26 protein-coding genes are annotated in these 26,891 nt (G+C 55.1%); 13 read left to right on the top strand and 13 right to left on the bottom strand.

The genetic code is table 11. From position 1 onward, the window contains the following. Positions 1-60: 60 nt before the first annotated feature. Positions 61-870 carry a Uma2 family endonuclease gene (locus DYY88_RS01035; RefSeq protein WP_039724698.1) on the bottom strand — a complete coding sequence of 270 codons (810 nt, stop codon included), beginning with the start codon at positions 868-870 and terminating at the stop codon, positions 61-63. Positions 871-958: 88 nt separating this feature from the next. On the opposite strand from DYY88_RS01035, the gene DYY88_RS23900 reads away from it, so the two are divergent. Next, positions 959-1,165 carry a hypothetical protein gene (locus DYY88_RS23900; protein WP_207223309.1) on the top strand — a complete coding sequence of 69 codons (207 nt, stop codon included), beginning with the start codon at positions 959-961 and terminating at the stop codon, positions 1,163-1,165. Positions 1,166-1,322: 157 nt separating this feature from the next. Here the strand turns inward: DYY88_RS23900 and leuC are convergent, their stop codons facing one another. Then, positions 1,323-2,726, bottom strand: a complete 1,404-nt coding sequence (leuC, locus tag DYY88_RS01030; protein WP_039724700.1) for a 3-isopropylmalate dehydratase large subunit — start codon at positions 2,724-2,726, stop codon at positions 1,323-1,325. Between the two features lie 357 nt (positions 2,727-3,083). Continuing rightward, on the bottom strand, positions 3,084-4,229 hold the full coding sequence (locus DYY88_RS01025; protein WP_044150280.1) for a hybrid sensor histidine kinase/response regulator: 1,146 nt from the start codon (positions 4,227-4,229) through the stop codon (positions 3,084-3,086). Positions 4,230-4,613: 384 nt separating this feature from the next. On the opposite strand from DYY88_RS01025, the gene bchB reads away from it, so the two are divergent. Both bchB and DYY88_RS01015 read left to right on the top strand, forming a co-directional pair. Continuing rightward, positions 4,614-6,140, top strand: a complete 1,527-nt coding sequence (bchB, locus tag DYY88_RS01020; RefSeq protein WP_039724701.1) for a ferredoxin:protochlorophyllide reductase (ATP-dependent) subunit B — start codon at positions 4,614-4,616, stop codon at positions 6,138-6,140. Between the two features lie 250 nt (positions 6,141-6,390). After that, the gene (locus tag DYY88_RS01015; protein ID WP_437438570.1) at positions 6,391-7,038 is read left to right on the top strand and encodes a DUF924 family protein; all 648 of its coding nucleotides are present in this window, start codon (positions 6,391-6,393) and stop codon (positions 7,036-7,038) included. A gap of 117 nt (positions 7,039-7,155) precedes the next feature. On the opposite strand, the gene DYY88_RS01010 is transcribed toward DYY88_RS01015, so the two are convergent. Next, on the bottom strand, positions 7,156-7,491 hold the full coding sequence (locus DYY88_RS01010; protein WP_039724702.1) for a DUF1830 domain-containing protein: 336 nt from the start codon (positions 7,489-7,491) through the stop codon (positions 7,156-7,158). A gap of 987 nt (positions 7,492-8,478) precedes the next feature. Here DYY88_RS01010 and DYY88_RS01005 point away from each other — a divergent pair. After that, positions 8,479-9,204, top strand: a complete 726-nt coding sequence (locus DYY88_RS01005; protein WP_039724969.1) for a rhomboid family intramembrane serine protease — start codon at positions 8,479-8,481, stop codon at positions 9,202-9,204. Between the two features lie 74 nt (positions 9,205-9,278). Here DYY88_RS01005 and DYY88_RS01000 read toward each other — a convergent pair whose 3' ends face one another. Together DYY88_RS01000 and fabG are read right to left on the bottom strand one after the other, a co-directional pair. Continuing rightward, positions 9,279-10,166, bottom strand: coding sequence for a CPBP family intramembrane glutamic endopeptidase (locus DYY88_RS01000; RefSeq protein ID WP_039724703.1), 888 nt, complete (start codon positions 10,164-10,166; stop codon positions 9,279-9,281). Next, positions 10,153-10,872: a 3-oxoacyl-ACP reductase FabG gene (gene fabG, locus DYY88_RS00995; RefSeq protein ID WP_242517558.1), complete on the bottom strand. Its 720-nt coding sequence runs from the start codon at positions 10,870-10,872 to the stop codon at positions 10,153-10,155. Before fabG ends, DYY88_RS01000 begins: the two co-directional genes overlap by 14 nt. A 457-nt stretch (positions 10,873-11,329) precedes the next feature. Between fabG and DYY88_RS00990 the strand changes: the two genes are divergently transcribed. Both DYY88_RS00990 and DYY88_RS00985 read left to right on the top strand, forming a co-directional pair. Next, on the top strand, positions 11,330-12,718 hold the full coding sequence (locus DYY88_RS00990; RefSeq protein ID WP_052288138.1) for a GAF domain-containing protein: 1,389 nt from the start codon (positions 11,330-11,332) through the stop codon (positions 12,716-12,718). 62 nt (positions 12,719-12,780) lie between these two features. Next, positions 12,781-13,245, top strand: coding sequence for a type IV pilin-like G/H family protein (locus tag DYY88_RS00985; protein ID WP_052288139.1), 465 nt, complete (start codon positions 12,781-12,783; stop codon positions 13,243-13,245). A gap of 144 nt (positions 13,246-13,389) precedes the next feature. Here DYY88_RS00985 and DYY88_RS00980 read toward each other — a convergent pair whose 3' ends face one another. Beyond that, positions 13,390-14,946 carry an ArnT family glycosyltransferase gene (locus tag DYY88_RS00980; RefSeq protein ID WP_052288140.1) on the bottom strand — a complete coding sequence of 519 codons (1,557 nt, stop codon included), beginning with the start codon at positions 14,944-14,946 and terminating at the stop codon, positions 13,390-13,392. A 440-nt stretch (positions 14,947-15,386) separates the two neighbouring features. Here DYY88_RS00980 and DYY88_RS00975 point away from each other — a divergent pair, with 440 nt between their 5' ends. The 6 genes from DYY88_RS00975 (at position 15,387) to DYY88_RS00950 (ending at position 20,101) form a co-directional block, all read left to right on the top strand. Next, on the top strand, positions 15,387-16,304 hold the full coding sequence (locus DYY88_RS00975) for a hypothetical protein (protein ID WP_039724704.1): 918 nt from the start codon (positions 15,387-15,389) through the stop codon (positions 16,302-16,304). 202 nt (positions 16,305-16,506) lie between these two features. Next, positions 16,507-17,376 carry a DUF4382 domain-containing protein gene (locus tag DYY88_RS00970; RefSeq protein ID WP_201278887.1) on the top strand — a complete coding sequence of 290 codons (870 nt, stop codon included), beginning with the start codon at positions 16,507-16,509 and terminating at the stop codon, positions 17,374-17,376. Next, positions 17,376-17,846: a carboxypeptidase-like regulatory domain-containing protein gene (locus DYY88_RS00965; RefSeq protein WP_052288141.1), complete on the top strand. Its 471-nt coding sequence runs from the start codon at positions 17,376-17,378 to the stop codon at positions 17,844-17,846. The genes DYY88_RS00970 and DYY88_RS00965 overlap by 1 nt, the downstream gene beginning before the upstream one ends. Next, entirely contained in the window at positions 17,846-18,490 is a 645-nt protein-coding gene (cbiM, locus tag DYY88_RS00960) for a cobalt transporter CbiM (protein ID WP_039724706.1), read from the top strand. The genes DYY88_RS00965 and cbiM overlap by 1 nt, the downstream gene beginning before the upstream one ends. A 4-nt stretch (positions 18,491-18,494) precedes the next feature. Next, the gene (gene cbiQ, locus DYY88_RS00955; RefSeq protein WP_039724707.1) at positions 18,495-19,274 is read left to right on the top strand and encodes a cobalt ECF transporter T component CbiQ; all 780 of its coding nucleotides are present in this window, start codon (positions 18,495-18,497) and stop codon (positions 19,272-19,274) included. Next, complete coding sequence (locus DYY88_RS00950; protein ID WP_084606897.1) at positions 19,271-20,101, top strand: energy-coupling factor ABC transporter ATP-binding protein; 831 nt, start codon at positions 19,271-19,273, stop codon at positions 20,099-20,101. The genes cbiQ and DYY88_RS00950 overlap by 4 nt, the downstream gene beginning before the upstream one ends. Positions 20,102-20,328: 227 nt before the next feature. Here the strand turns inward: DYY88_RS00950 and DYY88_RS00945 are convergent, their stop codons facing one another. The 4 genes from DYY88_RS00945 to DYY88_RS24815 form a co-directional block, all read right to left on the bottom strand. Next, entirely contained in the window at positions 20,329-21,414 is a 1,086-nt protein-coding gene (locus DYY88_RS00945; protein ID WP_039724708.1) for an MSMEG_0568 family radical SAM protein, read from the bottom strand. Between the two features lie 230 nt (positions 21,415-21,644). Beyond that, positions 21,645-22,667: a Nit6803 family nitrilase gene (locus tag DYY88_RS00940; protein WP_044150276.1), complete on the bottom strand. Its 1,023-nt coding sequence runs from the start codon at positions 22,665-22,667 to the stop codon at positions 21,645-21,647. A gap of 112 nt (positions 22,668-22,779) precedes the next feature. Then, positions 22,780-23,262, bottom strand: a complete 483-nt coding sequence (locus DYY88_RS00935; protein ID WP_039724709.1) for an MSMEG_0572/Sll0783 family nitrogen starvation response protein — start codon at positions 23,260-23,262, stop codon at positions 22,780-22,782. A gap of 145 nt (positions 23,263-23,407) precedes the next feature. Further along, on the bottom strand, positions 23,408-23,539 hold the full coding sequence (locus tag DYY88_RS24815) for a hypothetical protein (protein ID WP_302849219.1): 132 nt from the start codon (positions 23,537-23,539) through the stop codon (positions 23,408-23,410). A gap of 347 nt (positions 23,540-23,886) precedes the next feature. Between DYY88_RS24815 and DYY88_RS00930 the strand changes: the two genes are divergently transcribed. Next, positions 23,887-25,161 (top strand): MSMEG_0569 family flavin-dependent oxidoreductase, encoded by a 1,275-nt coding sequence (locus DYY88_RS00930; RefSeq protein ID WP_039724710.1) that lies wholly within the window; start codon positions 23,887-23,889, stop codon positions 25,159-25,161. 231 nt (positions 25,162-25,392) lie between these two features. Here the strand turns inward: DYY88_RS00930 and DYY88_RS00925 are convergent, their stop codons facing one another. Both DYY88_RS00925 and DYY88_RS00920 read right to left on the bottom strand, forming a co-directional pair. Beyond that, entirely contained in the window at positions 25,393-25,590 is a 198-nt protein-coding gene (locus DYY88_RS00925; protein ID WP_039724711.1) for a hypothetical protein, read from the bottom strand. 175 nt (positions 25,591-25,765) lie between these two features. Further along, on the bottom strand, positions 25,766-26,881 hold the full coding sequence (locus DYY88_RS00920; protein WP_052288142.1) for a SpoIID/LytB domain-containing protein: 1,116 nt from the start codon (positions 26,879-26,881) through the stop codon (positions 25,766-25,768). Positions 26,882-26,891: the final 10 nt, after the last annotated feature.

Raw genomic sequence — 26,891 nt, 5'->3', positions numbered from 1 at the left:
ACCGCTGAAGCCCCAGAATTTCAGTGGACTGGGATATTTGCTAGAGCGATCGCGACAATTCTATTCCAGGTGCTGAGTCACGACCTCAATCGATAGCCCTAGGGCTGCCGCAATTTGCTCTGCACTCAGCCCCATTTGCTGTAGTCGTTGAACTGCGCTTAACCGAGCTTGGCGTTCTGTTTGCACCGCCGCTTCAGCCTGTAACGCCTGTTGCTGAGCTTGTAATGCCTGCTGCTGAGCCTGCGAAGCTTGTTCAGTAGCGGAGAGATAACGTTGGCCCTGTTGGTCAAACCAAGACAATAACTCTTGCTCGATACCGGCCAATTCTCCCTGAAAGCGGCCAAGACCGAGTCCGACTTCCGGCATCCAGTAGGGTTCGCCCAGTTGCAACCGATATTCTCCCTCGATGAGTTTGTATACCTCAAAGGGTTGATGGCGATCGCGCTGCCAGTATTCGGGATTGTAGATGACGTAGTACAGCACCCCCAGGTTTTGGTAAATCGCGCGTTTGTTGTCGTACTCGCCTCCCGGAGTTTGTGAAACCACCTCTAGCAAAAGGATTGGCGCGATGCCATCTTCTTCCCAGGTGACGTAGCTTTTCCGAAAGCGTCGACCGGGTTTGCGGCGAGGAATACCTAAACTGAGAAATCCGTCCGGTACTACTGGCACGCGCGGATTGACCCCGGTGAGGTGATAAATGCCCATATCGACCGCAAAGTACCAGTCGTAGCGCTCAGGCCAGATGAATTGCAGTAAGAACAACAGATAATTGGGCAGCAGATTTTGCTCTTCATTATCCACAGGCAACCCATCCGAGTCGGGCAACTCGTCGCTAGTGGGCAGCGTTCGGTAGCGGTCAGACTCAACCATGGGTGTCACGCTGGAGCGATCGTTCTCCTATGATAATGGGCGCTATAAACTGCGGTCTACAACACAGCATGGCCGAGGCTCAGTCGGTATGCTCATAGCCACACGGTTGCAATTAGGAGGCGAATTGATGTTTTTGAGCTGCTTCTTTCCGGACGAAGAGACCCGCAAGCAGTACCGGGCGCACAAAATCAGTATGTTGAAAGCCATGCGCGACTCGTTGGAGGCTCGTCTGGCGGCGTTGAATGCAGCGATCGAAACTTTAGAGCGCCAGCAACAAAGTTCAACACCGGAATAAGGGCGATCGCTAATAGCGCGGCGCGACCTCGATTGATTACTCAGGAATGGGAACTTAATTAAGTGTGAACAGCCGTCTCGGCTATTCAAGCGCAGGCAAAATGCTGCCGAAAAAACTTGGGTTTTATAAAATCCTGATTCCTAAGCGATGGGCGCAATTAGAGTAGTTTGCGCACGTCGGTTACTTGACCCGAAATCGCTGCCGCTGCGACCATAGCTGGACTCATTAACAACGTCCGGCCCGAAGATGAACCCTGCCGTCCTTTAAAGTTGCGATTCGAAGACGAGGCACTGATCTGGTTGCCTTGCAGCTTATCCGGATTCATCGCCAAACACATCGAACAGCCCGCTTCGCGCCATTCAAAGCCTGCTGCTTCAAAAATCGTATCCAGCCCTTCTGCTTCGGCGGCTTGTTTCACCCGCTCTGAGCCCGGTACGACAAAGGCTTTAACGGTGGCAGCCGCTTTCTTGCCCTGCACCACCTTCGCAGCTTCGCGCAGGTCACTCAATCGTCCGTTGGTGCAACTGCCGATAAAACACACATCCACCGGCGTGCCCTGAATTGCGGTGCCGGGTTGCAGATTCATATATTGATAGGCTTCGGTCGCGATCGCGCGATCGCCCTCAGGCAACTCTTCCACTGTGGGAATGTGCTCATCCACGCCAATGCCCTGACCTGGAGTAATGCCCCAAGTGACCGTGGGCGCAATGTCGGCAGCGTCAATCACGACGACATCATCGTATTCCGCGTCAGGGTCGCTGCGCAGACTTTCCCACCAATTCACCGCTTCATCCCACTGCTCAGCCTTAGGGGCAAACTCACGGCCTTTGAGATAGTCGTAGGTCACCGCATCGGGGTTGACATAGCCACAGCGGGCGCCCCCTTCGATCGCCATATTGCAGAGGGTCATGCGCTCTTCCATTGACATCGCTGCGATGGTGCTGCCGGCATATTCGTAGGCATAACCGACGCCGCCCTTCACCCCAAGTTGGCGGATGATATGCAGGGTCACATCCTTGGCATAGACACCAGGGGACAAGTCACCGTTAACCTCAATGCGGCGTACCTTCAACTTGGCCAGAGCCAGGGTTTGAGAGGCTAAGACGTCACGCACTTGACTGGTGCCAATGCCAAAGGCGATCGCCCCAAACGCGCCGTGCGTTGAGGTGTGGCTATCCCCGCAGGCGATGGTCATGCCCGGTTGGGTTAATCCTTGTTCGGGCGCAATAACGTGGACAATGCCCTGATTGCCAGAGCCAATGTTGTAAAACCGGATGTTGTGCTCGCGGCAATTTTGCTCCAACGCCGTAATCATCTCTTCCGCCAGCACATCGACAAAGGGACGTGCTTGGCTTTCTGTTGGCACAATATGATCCACAGTAGCGATCGTCCGCTCAGGGAACATCACCGATAGGCCGCGCTCACGCAGCATGGCAAACGCCTGCGGACTCGTCACTTCGTGAATCAGGTGCAAGCCGATAAATAGCTGAGTCTGCCCAGACGCTAACGTGCCGACGGTGTGCAAGTCCCAAACTTTATCAAACAGCGTGCCGCGACTCATATGCCTGCTTATCCTGCCAAAATGCTTTCCAGATGAATATACTAGCCCATTGATACTGGCTGCGAGTGCGACTTCAGAGGTTGTTGACAGAGACATTGAGCCAGTTCAGAACTGGGTTTGCCTGGGTGCAGTCGCCTCGCTGGCACTATAACCGCCGGGACTTCTGAATGGTGTAAGACCAGTGGTACCGTCGTTACGCCATGAAACCTGCACAGCTCATGCAAACGAAGTGCGCTAATCCCTCTGACGAGTAAGCTGGATGAGCTGCTCTCGCGATCGCCCTCAGCGTCGGCGACCGTGCTGTGAATTACCGAGTTGGCTGGCTTAGCTTGCTGTAACCACCATGGCTGTTGGGGCTCATCTGCTGTTTGACATACTGAACGCGGTATCTTCAGCGGTTGGCTGTATGGGCAGATTGACGACAAAAGTGCTGCCTTGGCCCATTTCTGACGTGAGGGTGAGGGTGCCGCCGTGGGCGGCGATGATGCGTTGTGACAGATGCAGGCCCAAGCCACTGCCGGAGCGGCGATGCTTACCGGGGCGAAACCAGGCGAAAATCTCTGCCTGCTCAGCCGCCGGAATACCAGGCCCCGTGTCTTTAACCTGGATGCACCAGTGAGTTGGGTCGGCAGCCGGTGTTTTTTCAAAGCGAACTTGAACTAGTCCAGCGTCGGTGAATTTTAGAGCGTTATCAATCAAATTAAGGATGACGCGCCGCAGTTCTAGGCGATCGCCAAACAAGGTATAGCAGCGATCGTCGCCCTGATAATTCACCCCATCTTCCAGCTTCAAATCCAGATGTTTTTCCTGGGCTAGGGGCTGCAGCTGGCCCACCACCTCTTCCAACAGGCGCTTGAGATTAAAGGGAGCGATCGCGGTTTCTTTGCGTCCGGCTTCGTAGCGATAGACCTCTAGCAACGTATTCACCATTGCCAGCAAGTGGTCGTTGTTGCGAATGGTTTGGGTGATGGCCCCCTTAGCCTCGGAAGGAATATCACCAAACGTATCCTCCGTAACCAGGGTCAACATGCGATTTGCCGCGACCAAAGGCGTGCGCAAATCGTGAGTCAATCGCGACACAAAATCATCTCGCTGTTGAGTCATCTCGCGCTCGGCATCGACACTATGCTTTAGGCGTAGCAAGGCCCGCACCCGCGCCAGTAGCTCATCGGCATTAAACGGCTTACGAATAAAATCATCCGCTCCAATGTCCAACCCTTCCACGACGTTGGAGCGCTCATGGGCCGTTACCAGCAAAATCGGAATGAAGGGCAGATTGGTCCGCTCGCGAATGCGTCGAGTGGCTTCGTACCCGCTCATCTCCGGCATCATAACGTCCAGCAAGATCAGATCGGGGAGCTGCTCGCCCACCACATTCAACAGTTCAATGCCGCTAGACAAGGTGGTGACTCGATAGTTTTCATCCTCTAGCAGCGCCTGTAGCAAAAAACAATTATCGGCGGAGTCATCTACCACAAAAACGTGATCGGGTTTAACTGCCATGATGCGCCATTAAAATTTTCTTATACCTCAACATAGGCGGTCAAAGCCCCCTCACAGCCACTACCAATAGATAGATCTTGCCTGGCAGGAAAACGCCTTGGCAATCCTGTAAAGAACCAGATGATCAGCCGGTTTCCAGGTATGCAGCACCGTGGCGAATGCGGCCGACTATTGCGTAACTTTGCAGTGTGTGAATGCCGCGGTAACAGTCGGGGTTTGACTGCGATCGCTGACTATAGTGAAGCTACTGAACACATGCACCCTAGTTAGATTAAAAACGACAACCTGAATATGCAGTAGTGAATCTTGCGTCGATGGGTAGCGAGGGTTTTCGGCAAAAAACCTCAAACACGACTTTAAATCTCACGACAGGAGACTCACTCTATGAAACTGGCTTACTGGATGTATGCAGGGCCGGCCCACATTGGCACCCTCCGGATTGCCAGCTCATTTAAAAACGTGCATGCCATTATGCATGCACCTTTAGGTGACGACTATTTCAACGTCATGCGCTCAATGTTGGAGCGGGAACGCGACTTTACCCCCGTCACCGCCAGCATTGTCGATCGCCATGTGCTGGCCCAAGGCTCGCAAGAAAAGGTGGTCGATAATATCGTGCGCAAAGATCACGAAGAGACCCCGGATCTGATTGTGCTGACCCCCACTTGCACCTCCAGCATTTTGCAAGAAGATTTGCAGAACTTTGTGGAGCGGGCGAGTCTGGACGCCCAATGCGATGTCTTGCTGGCGGATGTAAATCATTACCGCGTCAACGAGTTGCAGGCAGCCGATCGCACCTTGCAGCAAATTGTGCGGTTTTACATCGACAAGGCCCGCAAAAAGGGCGACTTGCTGACCGAGCGCAGTGAAAAGCCTTCGGTCAACATTATTGGCATGACGACCCTTGGTTTTCACAACAACCACGATCGCACTGAACTGGTGAAGTTGATGGGCGATCTGGGCATCGAAGTCAATTTAGTGCTGCCTGATAAAGCCTCCGTCGATCAGATTAAGCAGTTGCCTCGGGCATGGTTCAACCTGGTGCCCTATCGGGAAGTGGGGCCAGCCACCGCCAACTATTTACAGGAACAGTTTGATCAGCCGACGGTCGATATTACCCCCATGGGCATTGTGGAGACCGCTCGCTGCATTCGCCGCATTCAACAAGTGGTGAATGAACAAGGCGCAGCCGTCGATTACGAAGCATTTATTGATGAGCAAACGCGGTTTGTCTCCAATGCAGCCTGGTTCTCGCGCTCCATCGACTGTCAAAACCTGACGGGTAAAAAGGCTGTGGTGTTTGGCGACAGCACCCACGCTGCGGCGATGACCAAGATTTTGGCCCGAGAGATGGGCATTCACGTCGTGCTCGCAGGCACTTACTGCAAATACGATGAAGCCTGGTTCCGGCAGCAGGTCAGCGAGTACTGTGACGAAGTGCTGATTAGCGAAGACCACGGCGCGATCGCGGACAAAATTGCCACGATTGAGCCCGCCGCCATCTTTGGCACCCAAATGGAACGCCATGTGGGTAAGCGCCTGGATATTCCCTGTGGGGTTATCGCGGCTCCTATCCATATCCAAAATTTCCCCGTTGGGTATCGCCCCTTCCTTGGTTATGAAGGCTCGAACCAGTTGGTGGATCTGATCTACAACTCCTTCACCCTGGGTATGGAAGATCATCTGCTGGAAATCTTTGGCGGTCACGACACCAAAGAAGTGATTACCAAGACCGTTTCAGCCGATGGTGATTTGACCTGGACGGCAGATGCCATGACGGAACTCAAGCGGGTGCCCGGCTTTGTGCGGGGCAAGGTGAAGCGCAACACCGAAAAGTTTGCCCGCGACCATGGTCATGCCAGCATTGATGTCGAAGTCATGTATGCCGCCAAAGAAGCGGTCGGCGCTTAGGAATTGGAATTAAATTAAGTGTGAACAGCCGTCTCGGCTGTTCAAGAGCAGGCAAAATGCTGCCCGACAAAACTTGGATTTTATAAAATCCTGATTCCTTAGTTGCCTGGGGACTGTAGTTAAAGGGGACGGTTCCCTTCGTAAAAGGGACGGTTCCCTCTTCTAATCCCGAACAGGTCGGTCGATTTGTTCGGGCACCGTTTCCTGGTGAGTGAATGTTCACAGCAATATATCCTCCGCACTATCTAAGATGACGACATCTCAGTGGCCAGAAGCGCAGGCAATTTTGAACTTTTGGTTTGATGATCCCGCTGCACCGGATAGCGAATATGGGCAACAGCGCCAAATCTGGTTTCGTAAAGATCCCGATTTTGATCAACAGGTGCGCGATCGCTTTTTACCGCTCTACGAGCAGGCGCGGCGGGGAGAGTGCGATCGCTGGCTGGCAGAACCCTCTGCCACCCTTGCCCTCACGATTTTGCTCGACCAATTTCCTCGGAATATGTTTCGGGGCACGGCCCGCTGCTTGGAGGCCGATGACCAGGCGTTGGCAACGGCAGAGACGGCGATCGCCCGCCATTATGACCAAGCTCTGCTCCCCGTCGAGCGCGTGTTCTTTTACCTGCCGTTTGAACACAGCGAAAACATCGAGCACCAAGAGCAGGCCGTCAGCCTGTTTGAAACTCTGGTACAAGTCGCACCAGAGTTACAGTCCACCCTCGATTATGCTTACCGCCACCGCGATGTCATTGCTCAATTTGGTCGTTTCCCCATCGCAATGAGAGCCTGGGCCGCTCTACAACCCCCGCCGAAAGTGAATTTCTCCAACAGCCCGGCTCTCGCTTTTAGCAGTGCTTGGAGCACAAAAAAAGTCGATAACTGGTGGGTTATCGACTGAGGAGCAGACACGACTTCTCTAAAGCGTCAACGATGAATGACCATCGCAAAAATATTAAAGTTTTTTCAAAGGCGTTTATTTCAAACACGCTCTCGATATGGCTCAGCCAACGTGATCTTAAGAGCCAGCCGTCACGGCGGTGGCTTGCTCAGCCTGAGGGTTGGCAGCGATTTGCTGTTCCCAGGGAGCATTTTCTTCGGGATCGACCGCCAAGCGAGCGCAAGAAATCGTGTCGGACAAAATGGCGCTAGCCATCATGCCAGTATGAATCTCGAGCTGAGCTTGGGGCGGCGCTTCAAACATCAACCGCTGCCCCGGAAAGACAACACGCTCAAAGTACCAGTCACGTATATTAGTAATTCGAACAATTTGCATCTTGCTAGTAGCATTCACATAGCAGCAAAGAATCGACTCGGATTGTTCAGTAGGAATATGATCGATGATCTGAGCCATGGGTTTTCAAAATAGGTAGGACTAACAACATAAATGCAAGTTAACACTTCCATCGGAAATTTGGCTGTAAACGCGACTACCAACGATCCCCAAGCAATTACAAACTGCTACAAACCGCAACAATATTTCAGCTGATTGGTATCGCAGACTGCTTTTTAAGAACGTCTGATCACTGACCCAAATGTCCACATCCCTCTTCGGGTGGGGATCATGGTCATTCCGTTGACTGCGCCGTTGATAAATAAACTTTCTTTGCGAAGCTGGTGCCAGTAATGCGATCGCGATCACCACAAGCGATGGCTAGGTATTGATTTTGCATAATCGCGATCGCGAGAACAGGTGAAAGTCTGTATTTGATTTCGTATTTTTGAATACGAAATAGTGTCTAGAAAAATCCTGCTAGAATCGGTTATTTTCTAACTTTCATGACTTTTAAGACTTTTAAGTGATTGTTTTAATGGCTGTGGAGTGATAGTGGCAATGGCCGACAAAAAGTAGCTATGAATACTTGAAAGTTTCGATCCCTAAACTTTGCTGATTGTATAGGGCTGCCAGGTAATGGGCTCGCAGGTGGGTCAGGAGGAACCTACCGAATCTGATTTGACGATAATCAACGATCCCTACTCACCATCGGCTCCCGCAAGGATTGCGTTCGATCCTTCTTTATCTGTAATTGTCTGGCTCAGTAAGCTGACCAGAGCTGAACCTTTGAAGGTGCTGACTGGCTGACAGAAGCAATTCACAGACTGTTCAAGACGAGTTGCCCAAGGCTTGCTCCGTCTGTGAGCAAGCCTACGCAGGCCATCGACTTTTCAATTTTCGCCAAGACCCGTCGCAGTTATGAGTATCACTTTGCCGGTGGATGGGAGGCGATTCAGCAAGGCTGGCAACCGTGTTAATTGCCAGCCCGTGCAGAATCATTCGGTGGATGGTCGTAGGTGACGTCGACATTTGATAGCTTGTCAGATGAAAGATTATTGGTGTGCCGTGGTCCCTCTCAAAGATGACAACCCGATCAAAATTACGCCCTATGTGACCTATGGCTTAATTGCCGTAAATTTGCTGGTGTTTTTGTACGAATTAACGCTGTCGCCAGTGGAACTGATGACGTTTTTTCGGACTTGGGCGGTGGTGCCAGAGCAGCTCACTCAAGCGCTGCAAGCACCTGGCGGCGTCACCATCTTTACGGTCCACGAGTGGTTCACTCTGGTTTCGGCCCAGTTTATGCATGCGGGCTTTTTGCACGTCGGCGGCAACATGCTCTATCTGTGGATCTTTGGGAACAACGTTGAAGAAGAACTCGGCCACGCTCGCTTTCTTTTCTTCTACTTGATCTGCGGCGTTCTAGCGACGTTGGCGCAGTGGTTCTTTGGTATGTATTCCGAAGTGCCTTCGCTGGGGGCTAGTGGTGCGATCGCAGGTGTTATGGGCGCTTACATCTTTCGCTTTCCGGATGTTCGTATTCTGACGATTGTGCCGCTGGGATTCTTGTTTTTGCCCCTGCGAATTCCGGCAATGTTCTACCTGGGCATTTGGTTTTTGCAGCAGGCAGCCTACGGCTTAACGAGTCTCAACGCTCCGGCCAATATCGGCATGGCGGAAGGAGGCATTGCCTACTGGGCTCACGCTGGCGGGTTTGTGTTTGGGGCGCTCATCGGCCCGCTTTTAGGCTTGTTAGACAACTCGACAGAGCCGCTATCTGCGGAGGATTAATGCCGTACCTCCAGCGTTCAGCCGATCGCGATGATTTAGCAGGGGGCTGCCAGGACAAGTTCAGGATGAGAGCGTCACGGTGCCAAGGTGCGATCGCGATTGGCCCAATAGGGCAAGGGGGTGTCTTTGGTTGGCCAACTGCGGCGAATGAACTTGACCAAAAACGGGAGAGATACGCCCAGCAAGATGGCGCCAAACCAGATGCCGGCACGGAAGTCCTCTAGCGAGGTGGGTTCCGTATTGCCCGTGAAGCGCGAGATGACTTCGAGACTGGCCGCGATCGCATTGTTGAGCGCATGAATGGCGATCGCGACGCCTAAGCTGTTAGTGCGCAAATACAGCAAGGCCAACACCAAACCAAACAGCGTGAGCCCAATGACATTGCCGTGCAGAACACCAAATAGCACCGAGGTCAGTAATACTGCCAGCGGCGGATTCCAACGGGTGCCCCAGCGATGCAGCAAAAAGCCCCGAAACAAAAACTCTTCGAGCACTGGGGCGGCAACAACCAGCAGTAGCACCATCAGCAGGTTGTACAGCCAGGGAATCGCCGTGGCGTCTGCGTCCAAAAATAGCGACTCAGCCAAGGTGGTGGTGACCCAGTCTGGCGACCAGTAAGACAACGCCACAAACGATAGCTGAAACGCCCCAAGCGAAAACATAAAAGAAGCCATCCAGAGGCCCAACCAAGCGGGCCAGTCTGGATGCTCAGGCCATGGCCCCACTAACATTTTGAGGTTGACCTGGCGGCGGCGATATTGCCAGAGCACCCACAGGCTGCCGCCCCCAAACACAATGAGGTAAAAAATGGGGGTCAACAGGGGATCCGTAGCGGCGACGCCCTGGTTTAAGGTGGCGATCGCCAGCAATACCCCCAAGACGACCCACATCAAAACAATGACGCCTAACAAACGCCGAAAGGTGGGTTGTGCAAAGACGGTTGTGGGGTCAAGTTTGGCCATATACCGGCACTGCCGCTCCCCGAATATCTTTGGCAGCGGGGGAAGCGAGAAAGGCAATCACTTGGCCCAGTGACTCGGGCGTTACCCACTGGTCAGCTTGGTCTGCCCCCATGGCCTCACGATTGCCGGGGGTGTCGATCACGCTGGGTAAAACCACATTCGCCGTGACGCCAGTGCCTTTGGTTTCGTCGGCGATCGCTTGGGTCAGCGCCACGACACCGGCCTTCGAGGCACAATAGGCGGCCAACTGTCCGGTTGGCTGCACCGCCCCCCGTGATCCCACGGTGACAATGCGGCCATAGTCTTGCTGCAGCATTTTTTGCAAGCTGTGCTTACAGACCAGAAACGTGGTGTTCAAATTTAAGTCCAACTGCTGTCGCCATTCGGCAAAACTAAAGTCGGCAGTCGGCCCCATGGCAAAGCCCCCCACCAAATGAATGGTGGCATCCAGGCGATCGTGACTCTGAATTAACGAGATCACTGAAGCTTCGTTGCTCATATCGGCGGAGACGAACCGCACCCGCGATCGCTCCGCTTCCGACAGTTGTGCCTGGAAGGCTTCCACCCCCTGGGACTTGATGTAGGGAATTGTGACCGAGGCGCCTTGGGCGAGCAACACGGCGGTGACGCCGCGCCCCAAACCGCCCGTGCCCCCAGTGACCAATACGTGGCGATCGCGCATAAACTCTGTTGGCTCTGTCTGCATAGCCCCATGGTAGCCCTGATCGCGCGATGCTTCTCAGCGGCCCTTGCTCCCCAGCCGTGATTCAGTCTCCGTTCGGGTTGGGGAGAGATCCCCATGACTGAGCCCACTGTTGGAGATCTCCTGCAACTGTTGGCCCCGCTCACGTCTCAGGACGACCAGACCCTGACTCGTTTCTGGTAGAACAATCTGCGTCCTAGTCCAAGCGCAATTGTCGCGTCAGCGCGGGCGACACCGGGCACCGGGTAAAAGTAAAAAACAGTGTCCCTATGTCAAGCCCCTTCTGACCAATGGGCAGACTCTAACTATTAACACGGGAGTTCTGCTGTCGAGCTGATCCCGGTCATGCCGGTATGGACAGATCCACCAATGACTTGAAGGAAGGGGCTCGACGATCGCTCAAGGGCAGGCTTGACGGCACGACCTTGAGAGTCACTGTTTTGGAATCGGGAAATCGCACATGGTTGTCACTAACGGGTGTTTTGTTGATTGGTCGCAACTGGCCTCAGAGCTAGATTTTGAAGTCATTGCCAAATTAAATTCGCCGCTGCTGGAGCGATCGCAATCTCCCGGACATTCCTTTGCTGATCTGTTAGCTCCGCTCAATCGCGATATTTGCCACGAGGTGATTCATCAGGTTGAGTTGCAATTGCAGGTAGTGACACAAACCCTGGCGATGCTCGAAAGCCAAACCTTCGACGTGATTTTGCAAGACATGTTGAGCACCTTTGCCCTCAAGGTGGGGGAAATTCTCAACGCCGATCGCACCACCGTCTTTCTGGTTGATCACAATCGTCAAGAGCTGTGGTCAACCGTCACGGAAACGGATCACTCCACCGCCGGCATCGAAATTCGTCTGCCGTGGCACCAAGGCATTGCGGGCGAAGTGGCCTGCACCAAAACCACGATCAATGTGCCGTTCGATTTTTATGATGATGTGCGCTCCGGGGCGGCCAAAAAGCTGGAAGCGCAGACTGGCTATCGCACCTACACGTTAATGGCGTTACCCGTGATCGATCAGCATGGAGAAGTGCTCGCCGTTGTGGAGGTGTTGAATAAATGTCTGCCGGATGCCGATCCCCGTGTGCCTCTCATTCACCGGATCGATCTGCAAGGCTTTACGCAAGCGGATGAGGTGCTGTTTGCTAGCTTTCGGGATGTGTTCCGGCTGATCTTAGAAAGCTCACAAGCCTTCTTTCAGGCGGCTAAGCGCCAAAAATCGGCCACTTTGTTGGTGAAGGCGACCCAAGCCCTGAACTATAGCGGGTCTTCGCTAGCGGCCACCCTGCATCGGGTTAAGCAAGAGGCGCAATATTTGCTGGAAGCGGACCACAGCACGATTTGGCTATTAGATCGCGATCGCGGCGACCTGTGGACTGATTTGCCGCTGCCCGATGGCACCACGCACCGCATGCGATCGCCCATTGGCGACGGCTACGTCGGTCAAGTCGCGGAAACGGGAACCATTTTGAACTTGCCCTGTGACGTGTACGCTCGCCCCGATTCGCAACTGGCTCAACGGGTTGATCGCGAGGGCCATTACCGCACCTATAGCCTGCTCTGTATGCCTGTCTTTGATACCGCCGGACAACTCATTGCCGTCACGCAAGTATTCAATAAATATCGCTCTGGCATCTCGCCCATTTCAGTGGTGCCCGAGCCAGCCAATGTGGAAGTGCCGACCTGCTTTAAGACCAGCTTTACCGACGACGATGAGTTTTTTATGCTGGCGTTCAACATTCACGCAGGAGCGGCGATCGAACGGGCCTTGAAACATGAGCAGTTGCAAGCAGAGGTCGCTCAGCTCCAGGCTGAAAATGAGCGCTTAAAAGCGCAACTGTCCCATTAGACATTTAAGTTTTTCAGCCAGATCTTGGCATTGTGATTCCATGTCGTCACTTGAGAGCGCTTATGAATTGCCATCGGTGGTTGATTGTATCCGGCAGCCTATTATCGACAACGCTAACGGCTGGCTGCCTAGGCTTCTTCTCGCCACCGGGAGGTGGAGTCGCCCCTGCCCCCGACACGACCGCTTCCGAAACGGCTCAAATTCGCACCATTTTGGGGTCTTTGACGCGGGGACAGCAGGCTTATTATCTGGAGAATGGGCAATTTGCCAGCGCGATCGCCGATCTTGATATTGGGGTCCGCCCGGGTGAAGGCGGCTATCAGGTGGAAATCGCTGATCTGCAGCCGACTCAGGTGGTGATGACGGCCACACCCGAAACCCCGGGCAATCCTAATTTTGCGGCGGGCGTATTTGCGATCGAGGGGGCTAACGGTACCACGACAGTGGTCGCCCAGTGTGAATCCGAAGCGGGCATTCCCCTTCCCCGGTTAGAAGGTACTGAAGCCGTCTGCGATAACGCTCAATAGCCAGATTCATCCAGCTTGGCGGCAAGTATTCAGAGGGGTGCTTAGGGATCAGGATTTTATAAAATGCCAGGTTTGTCGGACAGGCATCTTACCAGCTCTTGAACAGCCGAGACGGCTGTCCGCACCTAATTAAGTTTCCATTGCTTAGGGACTCGCACACCTTTCGCCATCGGTGGTGAAGGCTAGCGGGTAGTCGGGGCTGAGCGGGTCCGCGGTGTTGCCTTGAGCGCGAAATCCGTCGCCGCCCACCAGGGTGTATTGCTTGATGAAGGTGCCCCATTGCTGTGCGGCAAACGTTTTGGGCGGGGTGGTCTCGTCAAACATGGCCAGATGCGTGGGGCAAATGGGGTGCCAGTCGTCTCCTAACAGCAGGCCCGCCCGCCCATCGAGCTGGGCGGCATCGTACCAAAAGTCAAACTGGTCAATCCGCCCCGAAATCGCCAGCACGGTTGGGTCATTCAGCAGGTAAGCCAGCGCCGAGGCAGAACGATAATCGGTTGTTAACAGCAGCGGCGGTTCAGCAAAGGGGGCGGCCTCGCGCTTGAGCCACTCAGCGGTCAGCTGCCAACCATACACCATGCGGGTATCATCGTCTCCCGTGTCGGCGATCAGGGCGGAAATCGGCATGAAGGTGAAATGAACAACGAGGAGGGTTGCGACGACGGTGCCCAACCCGAGAGTCGTATTAAGCAGGTGGCGATCGCGTACCTGATGCGATCGCTGGGAACTGAGAAACTGCCCCGCCAGTAAGGGAAACAACAGCGGATAGGCCAGAATGTTCCAGTAATAAAGGACGGGCGCGATGAGGGACAACGCCGCGAGCAGCAACGAAGACGTGGCGAAAATGATGAGCGCGACTCGCTGATAAGTCGCCCCAAAGGCTGACGTAAAGCCTCGCTGGGGGCAGCGCCAGGTGAGCCAACTATGCAGCGGGCCAAAGAGCAAGGCGCTGAGCAGCGCAAACCCGATGGGGCCAAACCAGTTAATTGTGGATGATGGGGTCTGGACGCTGCGACCTAAATAAAACTGAAAGGAAGCCCAATCGTGCTGCGAGTTCCACCAAAACACCGGGGTCATCACGAGCAAGGCCAGGGTGATCGCACCATACAGGTGTCCGTTTGTGAAGAGCGATCGCCAGCGGGGGTGGGTAGCGATCGCCACCAAAAAGCCCACCCCCAAAAACAGCGCCACATATTTAGACAGCCCTGCCAACCCGATGAGCAGCCCAGCGGCATACAGCCAGGCATAAGAGTGGGGGCGATCGCGGTTCAGGAAACGAATCAGACAATAGCTGGCCGCCGTCCCAAACCAGATCAGCCAGTGGTCGTGCCAGGCCATGGCTAAGAACAAGAAAAATAACGGCGAAGAGAGCAGCAGCAAGCCTGTGAGCCAAAAGGCATTGCCCCCCTGACGACCATACAAGCGTTGGCAAATGACCCAATACAGCCCCAATAGCAAGCCCGTCGTGATGAAGTTGGGCAGCCGTAGAACGAAGGGCGATCGCCCAAAAGCCGCTGCAAATATGCCCTGCACCCAGGCGTGAAAGGGCGGATGGTCAAAATAAGACCAGTCGAGATGCTGCCCCCACAGCCAGTAATATGCCTCATCAGGATTGGGAAACGCCCCCAGCCAATAGATGAGTCGCAGGCCCAGCAGTAATAAAAGAATGCGCCAGTAGCGGCGCAGTACTAAAGAAGTCATGGCGGGCTCGGGGCAGAGATGAGTTGGCAGGCTAAGGGCTAGGACAATTCACGCCGAGCAAGACTTGCGGGAGCGCATAGCCAAGATACACGATCGCGGGCGTCTCGCTAGGCTACTGGGTGGTCGATTGGGTGAGGATGGCGCTATAGCAATCCGCAGTCAGGTGCCGAGAGCCCAAAAGTTTAAAGTATGGGCATTGAATCGAAGTGTGGACAGCCGTCTCGGCTGTCCTGGGGCGAGCAAGATGCTTGCTCAACAAAACTTGGGTTGGATTTGAAACATCCTGCTTCCTAACCTAAGCCCCTCGTTTTTCCCTCAAATCAATGAACGGAGCTATCTGCGCAACGCTATACAACCAAACAGGCCCCTTAGCTCTGCCACCCATTTGACCCATTTGGGTTGATGGGTAAAATGGTACAAATGTATGACAGGTGAATGTTATGCAACTTTCTCCAACTGCTTTTGCCGCGGCCCGCACCTTTATCAAGACCCAGGCCCGATCGCTAGAAAAGGCCCGCTTTGACTATTATTTCGAGCAAGGTTCGGCAGAGGCCGTCTGGTCGGCGTTGGCAACCTGGCAGAATGCCGATGGCGGCTTTGGCCATGGCTTAGAGGCCGACGTGCGATCGCCAGAGAGTTCCGTGATTTGCACGTCGATCTCCTTCCAAGTATTGCGATCGCTCCACACCCCTGCCACCCACCCGCTGGTGAAAACGGGTTTGGCTTATTTGATCGAGCAGTACAATCCGCAGACAGTGAATTGGCGCGCGATACCGCCGACGGTGGATCAGAGTCCCCATGCGCCGTGGTGGGGCAACTCGGCCAGCGATCTCTACGACGAATTTTCGCTCAATCCCACAGCTGAAATTTTGGGCTATTTGTATGACTACGCCGATGCCGTGCCCCCCGAGATCATTGCTCAGGTCACTGCCAAAGTAGTCGAGACAGTGCAACAGTGCGACGCCTTAGAAATGCATGATCTCCTCTGTTGTTTGCGGTTGGGGCAAACCGAAACGCTCCCAGCGGCAGTCGCGGAGCCTCTGATGGCAAAGCTCAAAGTTTTGGTGCCGCAAACGGTGGATACCGAACCTGCGAGTTGGGCTGACTATGGGCTGCGACCGTTGCAGGTCGTCGAGCAGCCGCGATCGCCCTTTCGAGCTGGTTTAGAGGCGGCGATCGAAGCGAACTTGGATTATGAGATTGCGACCCAGGCCGCTGATGGCAGTTGGGGACCGACCTGGTCGTGGGCAGACGACTTTCCTGAGGCTTGGGCGATCGCGCAACGAGAATGGGCCGGGGTCTTGACGCTTAACAACCTCCTGGTGCTGCAGCAATTTGGCCGCATCGCAACAACTTAAAACAATGCTCAAAGAAAACTTGACTAGCGGTAACTAAACGTTGCCGGAACGTTGGGAAAAGCCTAAGAAGTCTCCGATTTCCGGGCTTGATGCCCCAGGGGGGTATTGTATTTCCCAACTGGGGTGGCTTAACTGAGGGGTGAGAACGGAGTGTGGATTGCACTCAACGTTGCCCCTAGATTTTGAGCTTTTCTGCATGTTGATGAATCGATTTTTGACTCAAGCCGCGATCGCTGCCTCCCTGCCTACACTGCTGCTTGCCTGTAGCCCCCAAACCACTCCGGACGCCGACACCACTTCCGAATCGGCCCCCGAAGAAGAAGTCGCTGCGGCCACCGATGGCACGGGCGAGTTAACCATTCGAGCGAATGGTGAAGACTTTGTCCGTCAGGGGTTTGTGACCAAAGATGGCTGGGAAGTCAGCTTTGACCATGTGTACGTCACCCTAACGGGGATTACCGCCTACCAGAGCGATCCGCCATTCGACGCCGAGGCTGGGGGCACCCCCGAAGCGACCGAAACCGTCGCTATTGCCGAAACTGTGACGGTCGACTTGGCGGAGGGCGACGACAATGCTGAACCCATCATGGTGAAATCCGTTGAAGCGCCCGCCGGTCGCTACAATGCCTTGTCTTGGCAGATGATGCCCGCTGCGGAGGGACCTGCCGCTGGCCAAACCATTTGGATGCAAGGGACGGCTACCAAAGCGGGCGAGACCATCGACTTTGTCGTGAAGCTTGATCCCGAGCTGGAGTATGTGTGTGGCGACTTTGTCGGCGACGAGCGCAAAGGCATTCTCAATGCTGATGAAGCGGCTGATTTAGAGGCCACCTTCCACTTTGATCATTTATTTGGCGATGGCGAAGCGCCTGCCGATGACGACATCAATACCGGAGCGCTGGGCTTCGATCCGCTGGCGGCGATCGCGGATGGTGGCACCCTCGATGTGGATATGGCCGCGCTGGAGGCCCAACTAACGCCCGAAGAATACCAAACCCTGATGGGAATTTTGCCCAGTCTCGGCCACGTGGGCGAGGGGCACTGCGAGGAAACTCAACTGGTGGATAGCTAATGAAGGGGTTCGGTTCAGCGCTGCGTAGCGGTCTCCAACACTTAGGCATCGTGGCGATCGCGATGGGCAGCTTGCCCGGAGTCGCGATCGCCCACGGGGCGCATATTCAAGCGCGCACCGCCACGGCGATGGAAATTCAAGCCACCTATGACTCGGGTGAGCCGCTGGCGGAGGCGACGGTGCAGGTCTTTGCGCCCGATGATCCGCAGACGCCGGTATACACTGGCCTGACGGATGCCGACGGCAAATTTGTGTTTGTGCCCACAGCTCCGGGCAATTGGGAGGTGTCGGTGCGGCAAGCGGGGCATGGTGATATTGCCGTCGTCCCCGTCGAGTCTGAGGGGGCGATCGCCAGTACCTTTACGAATGATGCCGGTCTGAGTCTGCTACAGCGCGGGATCGTAGCGGGGGCGGTAACCTGGGGCTGTGTCGGCACGGCATTGTTTTTTGGGCGACGAGGTAAGCAATAGTGCATATTCCTGACGGTATTTTGCCTGCTCCCGTCTGCGTCGCTGGGTATGCGATCGCGGGGGGCATGACCTGGGTCGCCCTCAAGCAAATCAAGAAAACGTCAGACTCTCAGGTCGAAGTCCCCAAAGCTGCCCTCATGGCCGCCGCGTTTTTTGTCGGTTCCTCCCTCAGCCTGCCGGTGCCGCCCGTCTCGGTGCATCTGGTGCTGAACGGCCTACTCGGCATCGTTTTAGGCTGGTACGCCTGGCCCGCGATTTTAATTGGCCTATTGCTTCAGGCGATATTGCTGGGGCACGGGGGCGTCACCACGTTGGGCGTCGATGCCGTCATGATGGGCATTCCCGCTTTGCTGGCAGGGCAACTGTTTCAACTCCGTCATTACCTGGGCAAGTCGCTGCCGCCCAAGGTCTCCCTCGGTTTGTTTAGCTTTGTCGCGGGCGCGTTTGGCGTGGGCCTGTCGGCGCTGGTCTTTTTTGCCTTAGTGATTTTTGCGATTCCCTCGACGCTCGAACAAAGTACTGAAAAAAGCTTTCTCACGGCGCTGATGTTGGGCCACATTCCCCTGATTTTTTTAGAAGGGGTGTTTGCCGTGCTGCTGTGCTTTTTCTTACTGCGCGTCAAACCCGAATTATTAGAGCGTTAATGTTATGGCTGTTAGTCTCCATGCCGATGTTTATATTCCTGGCCAATCGGCGATTCATCGCTGGGCGGCGCGGCCCAAGTTGCTCAGCCTGCTGGGGCTGATGTTTGCGATCGCCATGGTGCGACATTTGGTATTGCTGCCATGGGTATTTGGGGTGGTGATTAGCCTGTATCTGTGGTCGCAGCTGCCATTCACCTATCTTTGCCGTCGGCTCCCCTATCCAGGGCTTTTCATCGTGGCGATGGTGGGGCTGTTGCCGTGGATTTCGGGGGAAACGGTGCTCTGGCAAGGGTGGATTTTTTCCTTACGGTTGGAAGGCATCCAAATGGCGGCGCTCATTGCGGGCCGCTTTCTAGCGATTTTGACCACCGGGTTTGTGTTGTTAGGGACGACTCCCTTTCTGACCCTGCTAGAAGCCATGCGATCGCTCGGCATCCCTACGTTATTGACCGATATGACGTTGCTGACCTATCGCTATTTGTTTGATGTCGCCAACCAACTCGCCACTATGCGCCAAGCGATGGAGTTGCGCGGCTATGGCCACTCGCGACAAACGCTGCGGCGGCATTGGAACTGGCTCGCAGCCCTCTTTGGTAGTTTGCTGCTGCGCAGTTATGAACAATCGCAGCGAGTTTACAGCGCGATGCGGCTTCGGGGCTACGGTCAGCAACCGCCTCGCGCCTTGCAGCGCACTGCGGGAGCAGCCCTCACCCTGCCCACCATTTTGACGTTGACGGCTGCCGTCAGCGTTGTGATTTGCGAACTTTCTCTGGCATCGTTATGAAACCTTCTCTAAACTCAGTCTCATCGTCTAGCCCGTCACCGGTCGTGTCGATTCCTACCGCTCCCCACAGTCTGGTTCGCCCAGTGGCGATCGCGCTACAGGATTTGGCCTTTTCCTATCCTGACAATCCCGATATTTTGTGCGGCTTGACCGTTGATATCCGCGAAGGCGAGCGGGTTGGGCTGATTGGCCACAACGGTTGCGGCAAAACCACTCTGTTCATGTTGCTGTGCGGCTTGCTCGCGCCCCAGTCGGGCACCATTCACCTGTTTGATCGCCCCGTCGAGCCGAATCAGTTTCGTCCCGAGTTGGGCTTTCTCTTTCAAGATCCCGAAGACCAGCTATTTTCGCCCTCCGTGCGGGACGATATTGCCTTTGGCCCGTTGAATTTGGGCCTATCAGAGGCCGAAGTTCACGAGCGGGTTGAGGCGGCACTGGAACTCACAGGCATCCAATTTCTGGCCAATCGCCCCCCGCACCACCTCTCTGGCGGTGAGAAGCAAATGGTGGCGATCGCAGGCCTGATGGCGATGTGTCCCCGCGTGTTGCTCTATGACGAGCCCACCGCCAGCCTCGACATGCGCACCCGCCGCCGCCTGATTCAGTTTTTGCAAAGGTCTGACGAGACGCTGTTGCTGGCTTCCCACGATTTGGAGTTTTTGCTGGAGGTGTGCGATCGCGTTCTCCTGATCGACGAGGGTCGCTTAATCGCGGATGGCAACCCCGTCGACATCATGGGCGACCAAGCCCTCATGGAAAAACATGGCCTGGAAAAGCCCCATTCCCTCATGCCCCACATCGAAATGCACCACAACATCCGACCGTAAGCAGCAACTCAACCAACGAAGTGTGAACAGCCGTCTCGGCTGTTCTGATTGAGGGGGATCGTTTCCTCATCTCAATTCTGTACTTTGCCGCTATATTTGGCCCTCACCCCAATCCCTCTCCCAAGCTATAGCCCAAGGGGCATTCAAGAAAGGGAGAGGTGCTTTGAGGGAGTGGGGTTTGCAGTCCTGTTGCAGAGAATTGGGATTACTGACGATCGCCAGAACCGCTATTTCTCAAATGTGGAAAGGGCGGAACAAGCGCCACATTTTGCACATCCGGCGTTGATGGCTTCTGAGGTCATGCCAGCGGCTTTCAACAACGCGCCCACTTTTTGATACAGGGCAAACATGAAGTCGCTGCTAGGGGCGGGATGGTTGGCCAGCGGCGTTTCGCTAATGGGCACAAAGGGCACAACGAAGGGGTAGACGCCCAAGTTGATGAGGCGATCGCTCGCCTCCACCAGCGTTTCTAAACTATCGCCCAGTCCTGCCAGCAAATAAGTGCTCACCTGGCCCCAACCGAACACCTTCACCGCTGCCTCAAACGCATCAAAATAATGACTCAAAGGCACTTCCGCTTTCCCCGGCATGATGCGAGCCCGCACTTCGGGGTCCACCGCTTCTAAGTGCATGCCCAAGCTATCGACGCCCGCCGCTTTCATCCGCTCAAACCAGACAAAATCGTCCGGCGGTTCGCACTGCGCCTGAATCGGGAGGTTCACCCGAGCTTTGATGGCTTTGGCACATTCCGCCAGGTAGGCCGCGCCGCGATCGCTGCTGTTGGGCGTCCCCGTAGTCATGATCATGTTAGAAACGCCATCTAAACGCACGGCCGCTTCCGCGACTTCTGCCAGCTGTTCCGGCGTTTTGCGGGCGATGGTGCGATCGGCATCCAGAGATTTTTCAATGGCGCAAAATTGACAGGCCGTCGATTCGTCGCGATAGCGCATACAGGTTTGCTGCACGGTGGTCGCCAGCACATCGTGACTGTGCAGCAGCGCAATCTTCCAATAGGGAATGCCGTCAGCGGTCGTCAAGTTGTAGAACTCTGGCTGCTTGGGAAAGGCGATGGGGGCGATCGCTTCATCGGCGTGGGCGAGCGTCGCTGTGGCCGCATCGCTGCTCTGCACGGAATAGGGTGACTGGCTGGCAGTCCCCGTGTAAATCGGCACCATCACTGTGGTTCCGTCTACGGTCACGGCTTTGTGATCCGACGGTCCTGCCCCGCCCTTGCGGCCAGCGGCTCCCACTGCCGGGTCGACCATCTTCAGACCGTGGGTTTGCAATTCGGTGATGAGTCGTTGCTTGTTCATGATTCTTCAGATGACGAGTAGCAGAGTCTAAATTGAGCGAGCCGGAAGCCACGCAGCAGTAGTGGCTAACGGGGAAGGGGGGCAGCGGGAGCCACCGGCACAGAGGCGTTGGAGTGATTTTGCGGAACCAGGGGAATCATTTTGCGGGGCGAGCCCGCCGCTGGTCGGGATTGATTAATCATCCCCCGATCCCGGCTAAACCATGGCCCTGCACCTCTGCGGGGGACGGATTAATCGGAGGGAGTGGGTTCTGGAGTGGGGGGTACGGCATCTGACGGGGTGGCGTCTGCTTCTACCGCAGGCAGTTGAGGCACGGGGGCGCCCTGAGCCTGCATCACGGCCCAGGCTTGCTGATTGAGCTGTAACTTAAGCAGATCGGGGCGGGCATAGTGGCCGACCGAATCCATCATGCGCTTGCGTTTCACAATCAGGGAAAAGTCGAGATCGGCGATCGCCATCCCCTCGCCTTCCACCACCGGGTCACAGAGATGCGCCCCTTCTGGACTAATGATGGCGGTATAGCAGCCGCCACTTAGCGCCTTATGGAGCTGTTCGTTGGGCGTAATCTGAGTCTTTTGTTCCGCAGTGAGCCAACCTGTCGCGTTCACCACAAAGCAGCCAGATTCCAGCGCGTGATGCCGCATCGTGACTTCCATCTGTTCAGCAAAAATGGAGCCCACCATGGAACCGGGGAACTGCCCACAGTGAATCTGCTCGTGCTGCGCCATGAGGCTGTATCGCGCCAGGGGATTGTAGTGCTCCCAACAGGCTAGGGCACCCACCCGACCAACGGCAGTATCCAGCACGGCGAGTCCGGCTCCATCGCCCTGGCCCCACACCATGCGCTCATGGTACGTCGGTGTAATTTTGCGACGCTTATGGATTAGAGTACCGTCGGCATCAAAGATGAGTTGGGTGTTGTACAGCGAGCCTTCGTCGCGCTCATTTACGCCGAGCACCACCACCATTTCATAAGAGCGGGCCGCACGACTCACCGCATCCACGACAGGACCGGGCACCGTCACCGCCTGCTCATACAGCAACATGTGGGCTTTGCCCATGAGCACCGGGGGCTCCACAAAGGAAAAATAGGGATAGTAGGGAATGAACGTTTCCGGAAAAACGATGAGCTGCACCCCTTCTTTGGCGGCAGCAGCGATCGCCTCTAGCACTTTTGCCGTCGTGCCATCGCGACTGTAGAGGACAGGACTAATCTGCACGGCGGCAGCACGAACTGTTTTGGCGTCATTCATCGGTATCAGGAGAGCCAGCGGACAACAGGGGGAAACACACAGGATCTATCGTAATGCGGCTGGTCTTTGATGCGGCCTGATCAGGCGACCAAAGACCAGCCGCCGCGATCGCTTACATGGTCCAAGTATCGAGAATAAAGGCGCCCTCTTTGCGATGAACCAGCACAATGTCAAGCACATCCAGCGGGTTGATGGGGCGAATGCCAGGAATCAAAGACGGTTCGCCGTGACCGTAGAGCGCTTGCAGGGCAAAGCGACAGGCATAGACTTTACCGCCTTCTTCCATCACTTTGACCAGCTGGTTATTCATCGCCATGTGACCGGGAAACGCTTCATCCCCCAGCTTTGGAAAGCCGCGCTGGACTCCCAACGTCACCCCGGGGCCATAGAGCAACACAGAAGTGTCAAACCCTTTGCGAATCAAGCGGGTCGCCTGCAACAAATTCACCAAACCGATCGAGCCTTCAAAAGCCACCGTGTGAAACGTAACCAGGGCCTTCTCGCCAGGTTCTGCCTGGACATCGGGAAAGACTTTCTCTTCGTAATCAACAAAAAAGTCGCCAGCCTTATGGGCAGGGGTCGTCACTTCAGGCATGGATTCAATTCCTAAAAAAAACTTCGAGGGATTGCAGTTATCTCAACGGCAATAAACTGCACCGTAAAGGTCTCTTTTCCTAATGCATGTATCGAGATTTACAAAAGCTTGAGGATTGGCGTTAAAGACAGCGGGTCTGTAGATTTCACCAGGCATTGGCGCGATCGCGGCGGATCAACCTGTCTAAAGTGATAGGTGGGCGATCGCTGCTTTGGGGCTGCTCAGCCATGCGCTCACGTTGGAAATGCCTTGCCTGGAGAGCGATCGCGCGTCCCATCATCAGGTTCCTGTGGGCCTCGCTACCCGGTTAGATAACTGACCACAGACATCTTTTCACCATAAGACCCTAACGGTATCGACAGAGCGTTAAGTTCTGTAGCGAGCACTACACGCACCATGATTTTTCCCCATTACGGTGAATTTAACAGAACTTAGGTCCTGTTCAGTTTTTCTCACGAATGCTGACAAGTCGTGCCAACGGTTTGTTTGTAAATAGTTTGTTGGCCAGTGATCGGTTCGCCTTCAGGGTGGCTGGAACTGTAATCAATGGTTCGCTGGTTTTGAATCGGCAGTCTTGGTTTTTTAGTCCGTTAACTTAGTCATTTTGGGGTCTGGTTATTAAGTATGAAAACCCACTATTCCGTACTCATTGTTGGGGGTGGTCAGGCGGGGCTCTCAGTGAGCTATTACCTCAAGCAGCGGAATCTTGATCACCTGATTTTTGAGAAACATCAGGTGGCCCATTCTTGGCAAGACAAACGGTGGGATTCATTTTGTCTGGTCACCCCCAACTGGCAATGTCAGCTACCGGGCTTTCCCTACCAGGGCGACGACCCCCACGGCTTTATGGTCAAGTCGGAAATCGTTGAATACGTTCGGGCTTATGCCAAAAGCTTTGACGCTCCCGTGAAAGAGGGGGTGGCAGTGACGCGAGTGCAGCAATTGGGCGATCGCTTTGGGGTGAGCACCTCCCTGGGCGAGTTCACCGCTGATCAGGTGGTCATCGCGGCGGGGGGGTATCACAAACCCCGCATTCCCCGTTTGGCAGAGCGACTGCCCCGGTCGATTCACCAAATCCATTCTTCGCAGTATCGCAACCCCGATCAGCTACCTGAGGGCGACGTCATGGTGGTCGGCACCGGACAATCCGGTTGCCAAATTGCGGAAGATTTGCACCTGGCCGGGCGACGAGTGCACCTCTGTGTAGGCAGTGCGCCGCGATCGCCCCGTCGCTATCGTGGCAAAGATGTCGTGGACTGGCTCGATCAAATGGGCTATTACGATATGCCGATCGACGAGCATCCGCAGAAGGAGACCGTGCGCCATCGCACCAATCATTACCTCACTGGGCGAGATGGCGGTCGCGAGATTGACCTGCGGCAGTTCGCCACTGAAGGCATGCAGCTCTACGGACGTTTGCAGGATATTGATGGCGATCGCCTCTACTTCAAGCCCGACTTGAAGCAAAACTTAGATGGGGCTGATGCCGTTGCCGAAAGCATCAAAAAAACGGTGGATCGGTTCATCGAGCAGCAGCAACTCGATATTCCTCCCGAAGCGCCGTACTGTCCCATTTGGGAACCACAAAAAGATCCCACAGATGTGGCGATCGCCGATGCCAACATCCGCTCAGTAATCTGGTCTACGGGCTATCACACCAACTTCCGCTGGATTGAGGTGCCCGTGTTTGATGGCCAGGGCTATCCTTGCCATGATCGTGGCGTCACTGCCGTTAAAGGCATGTACTTTATCGGTTTACCCTGGCTGTATACCTGGGGGTCAGGGCGGTTTTCTGGGGTCGCCCGCGATGCTCAATATATTGCCGATCATTTGCTGACCAAGCGCAAGTACCAATCGCCCCTCTTGGAGCGCATTAACGAAATGGCGATCGGGTCTTAGGAGAACGCCAGGAATAACAATACCGATCGGTTGTGCATGATGCGGCACTAAGAGCGTTGCGCTGAAATAACCTTTTTAGATCAGCTGAGAAACAGTAGGGGTTGGGCATTGCCCAACCCCTACAGAGATCTTTTTAGGCTACCGGCTTAATCGATAGGCCGGAACACCTGATTTGTAGTGCTGCCTGACTTAGCCGTAACAGGTTAATGGGGGCGATCGCCAACGCCAAGCTTACGCTTCGTACTGTCTTTCGATGAATGAGCGACCCGCCATCAATGCGGCACTGCTGGTCGAGTATTCATAACCGTCATTCAATACGTCCAGCGCCGAGTTGATCAGCCAACATTGATACCCGTGCTGGCGGTTATGACTGACACCAATGATCCATCCCGGCAAGGCCGACAGCTGTACAAATTGAGTATTGTCCATAGCTTTTATAGATTATTAAACTAATCTTAAGCTAAAGGTGCCCAGATGGTTGCCTTTAAAGCTCAGTGAAGCTATGTCATGTAGTTGCGTTGCCGTCCTGGTTAATGGAAAGAACCGCAGACGGTGAGGGTAGCCAAGCGACAAAAAACACGGGTAATGCAGGATCTGTTGTCGACTACTGCTCCACCACGAGGCGCGACAGGCTGGTGCCGGGATAGTACACGCCCAAAATTTGGTCGTAGCTGTAGCCGTTGACGGCGTGGTCTTTGGCCCCGTGTTGGCTCATCCCCTGACCACCGTGGGCCTCTTGCACAATTTGATCAGACGCGGCATACAGAGACTCGACAATACCACCGTTGTAGCTGATGAACTCACCCGCCGTTTCAGCCACCGCGCGTTGGGTGTTGGCGGTTTCCAGGTTGATGCCTTTGTAAGCCTGGAACCGCTGGGTGTTGTCGAGATCCCAATAATCGCTAGCAGGACGCACGTGGTGGGTTAGGGCGTAAGAGCGAGCCGCGACCGCTTGAGCTTTGAGAGCTTCGAGGGGCCAGTGGTGGTACATTTCGCTGCCGACCACGCTGGAGAGATAGTCGCCTAAACGGACAAAGTTCACGGCCATCAACTGGCCGCCATCGTTGTAGAGCAGTACTCGCCCTTTGAACCAACCATTTTTGACAAAGACGAAGCCGCCGGACTCGGCCTCTAGCCACACGGCTCCCCCCAGTTGGCAACCCCCAAAGCTGATGCCCGAAGCGGTTGGAGACGCGGTCAAGCTGGTTTGGGCGGCGATGTCGCAGTGGGCGGACCCGTCGGTAGTGATGACCCACCCTTGGGAACTTGAGCCGACGGTTAGGGATGAGACATCGCGGGCGATCGCAACCCGCATTTCTAAAACGTTATCAATCACATCGCCCGTAATGGCGACGGATTGCACTTGCGGCGCCTCGGGCTGTGACTGGGCAGTGGCCGATGCGGCGCTGGCGGTGGAATTACCGGCGGTCTGGTCAGCGGATGAGGGGGGAGGCGCAGCTGGGTTGGCGATCGCGGTGTGTCGTTGCGATCGCTGAATGCGGTACAAATCGACCACAGCCTGCCGCACCGCCCCGGTCGTGCGCCATAAGCTTTCTTCAACCGGGGTGGCAGTGCTGCCGACAGTGGGCATCGCCTTGAATATCAACGCGCCAGATAACAAGGCCCCGCTGGCAAAGGTCAGCCGCCGCAGGGGAAATTTAGGGTCGCGATGACACAATCGCTGAATTCGCTGCCACTCTTGGTGAAACTGCAACGCCATGGCTGCCTAC

Origin of the sequence: Leptolyngbya iicbica LK, assembly GCF_004212215.1 — a bacterium.
Classification (GTDB): Bacteria; Cyanobacteriota; Cyanobacteriia; order Phormidesmidales; family Phormidesmidaceae; genus Halomicronema; species Halomicronema iicbica.
Note: the sequence above shows the minus strand (reverse complement) of the source record. Positions and strands in the feature narration are given on the sequence as shown.

Coding starts and splice junctions, on each gene's coding strand:
- DYY88_RS00930 (WP_039724710.1), top strand. CDS start 23,887: ATGAAAACCCACTATTCCGTACTCATTGTTGGGGGTGGTCAGGCGGGG.
- bchB (WP_039724701.1), top strand. CDS start 4,614: ATGAAACTGGCTTACTGGATGTATGCAGGGCCGGCCCACATTGGCACC.
- DYY88_RS00975 (WP_039724704.1), top strand. CDS start 15,387: ATGCAACTTTCTCCAACTGCTTTTGCCGCGGCCCGCACCTTTATCAAG.
- cbiQ (WP_039724707.1), top strand. CDS start 18,495: ATGGCTGTTAGTCTCCATGCCGATGTTTATATTCCTGGCCAATCGGCG.
- DYY88_RS00980 (WP_052288140.1), bottom strand. CDS start 14,946: ATGACTTCTTTAGTACTGCGCCGCTACTGGCGCATTCTTTTATTACTG.
- DYY88_RS00925 (WP_039724711.1), bottom strand. CDS start 25,590: ATGGACAATACTCAATTTGTACAGCTGTCGGCCTTGCCGGGATGGATC.
- DYY88_RS24815 (WP_302849219.1), bottom strand. CDS start 23,539: ATGGGACGCGCGATCGCTCTCCAGGCAAGGCATTTCCAACGTGAGCGC.
- DYY88_RS00965 (WP_052288141.1), top strand. CDS start 17,376: ATGAAGGGGTTCGGTTCAGCGCTGCGTAGCGGTCTCCAACACTTAGGC.
- DYY88_RS01015 (WP_437438570.1), top strand. CDS start 6,391: ATGACGACATCTCAGTGGCCAGAAGCGCAGGCAATTTTGAACTTTTGG.
- fabG (WP_242517558.1), bottom strand. CDS start 10,872: ATGCAGACAGAGCCAACAGAGTTTATGCGCGATCGCCACGTATTGGTC.
- DYY88_RS00945 (WP_039724708.1), bottom strand. CDS start 21,414: ATGAACAAGCAACGACTCATCACCGAATTGCAAACCCACGGTCTGAAG.
- DYY88_RS01035 (WP_039724698.1), bottom strand. CDS start 870: ATGGTTGAGTCTGACCGCTACCGAACGCTGCCCACTAGCGACGAGTTG.
- DYY88_RS01000 (WP_039724703.1), bottom strand. CDS start 10,166: ATGGCCAAACTTGACCCCACAACCGTCTTTGCACAACCCACCTTTCGG.
- leuC (WP_039724700.1), bottom strand. CDS start 2,726: ATGAGTCGCGGCACGCTGTTTGATAAAGTTTGGGACTTGCACACCGTC.
- DYY88_RS00985 (WP_052288139.1), top strand. CDS start 12,781: ATGAATTGCCATCGGTGGTTGATTGTATCCGGCAGCCTATTATCGACA.
- DYY88_RS00935 (WP_039724709.1), bottom strand. CDS start 23,262: ATGCCTGAAGTGACGACCCCTGCCCATAAGGCTGGCGACTTTTTTGTT.
- DYY88_RS00920 (WP_052288142.1), bottom strand. CDS start 26,881: ATGGCGTTGCAGTTTCACCAAGAGTGGCAGCGAATTCAGCGATTGTGT.
- DYY88_RS01025 (WP_044150280.1), bottom strand. CDS start 4,229: ATGGCAGTTAAACCCGATCACGTTTTTGTGGTAGATGACTCCGCCGAT.
- DYY88_RS00970 (WP_201278887.1), top strand. CDS start 16,507: ATGAATCGATTTTTGACTCAAGCCGCGATCGCTGCCTCCCTGCCTACA.
- DYY88_RS00990 (WP_052288138.1), top strand. CDS start 11,330: ATGGTTGTCACTAACGGGTGTTTTGTTGATTGGTCGCAACTGGCCTCA.
- DYY88_RS00950 (WP_084606897.1), top strand. CDS start 19,271: ATGAAACCTTCTCTAAACTCAGTCTCATCGTCTAGCCCGTCACCGGTC.
- DYY88_RS00940 (WP_044150276.1), bottom strand. CDS start 22,667: ATGAATGACGCCAAAACAGTTCGTGCTGCCGCCGTGCAGATTAGTCCT.
- DYY88_RS23900 (WP_207223309.1), top strand. CDS start 959: ATGCTCATAGCCACACGGTTGCAATTAGGAGGCGAATTGATGTTTTTG.
- DYY88_RS01010 (WP_039724702.1), bottom strand. CDS start 7,491: ATGGCTCAGATCATCGATCATATTCCTACTGAACAATCCGAGTCGATT.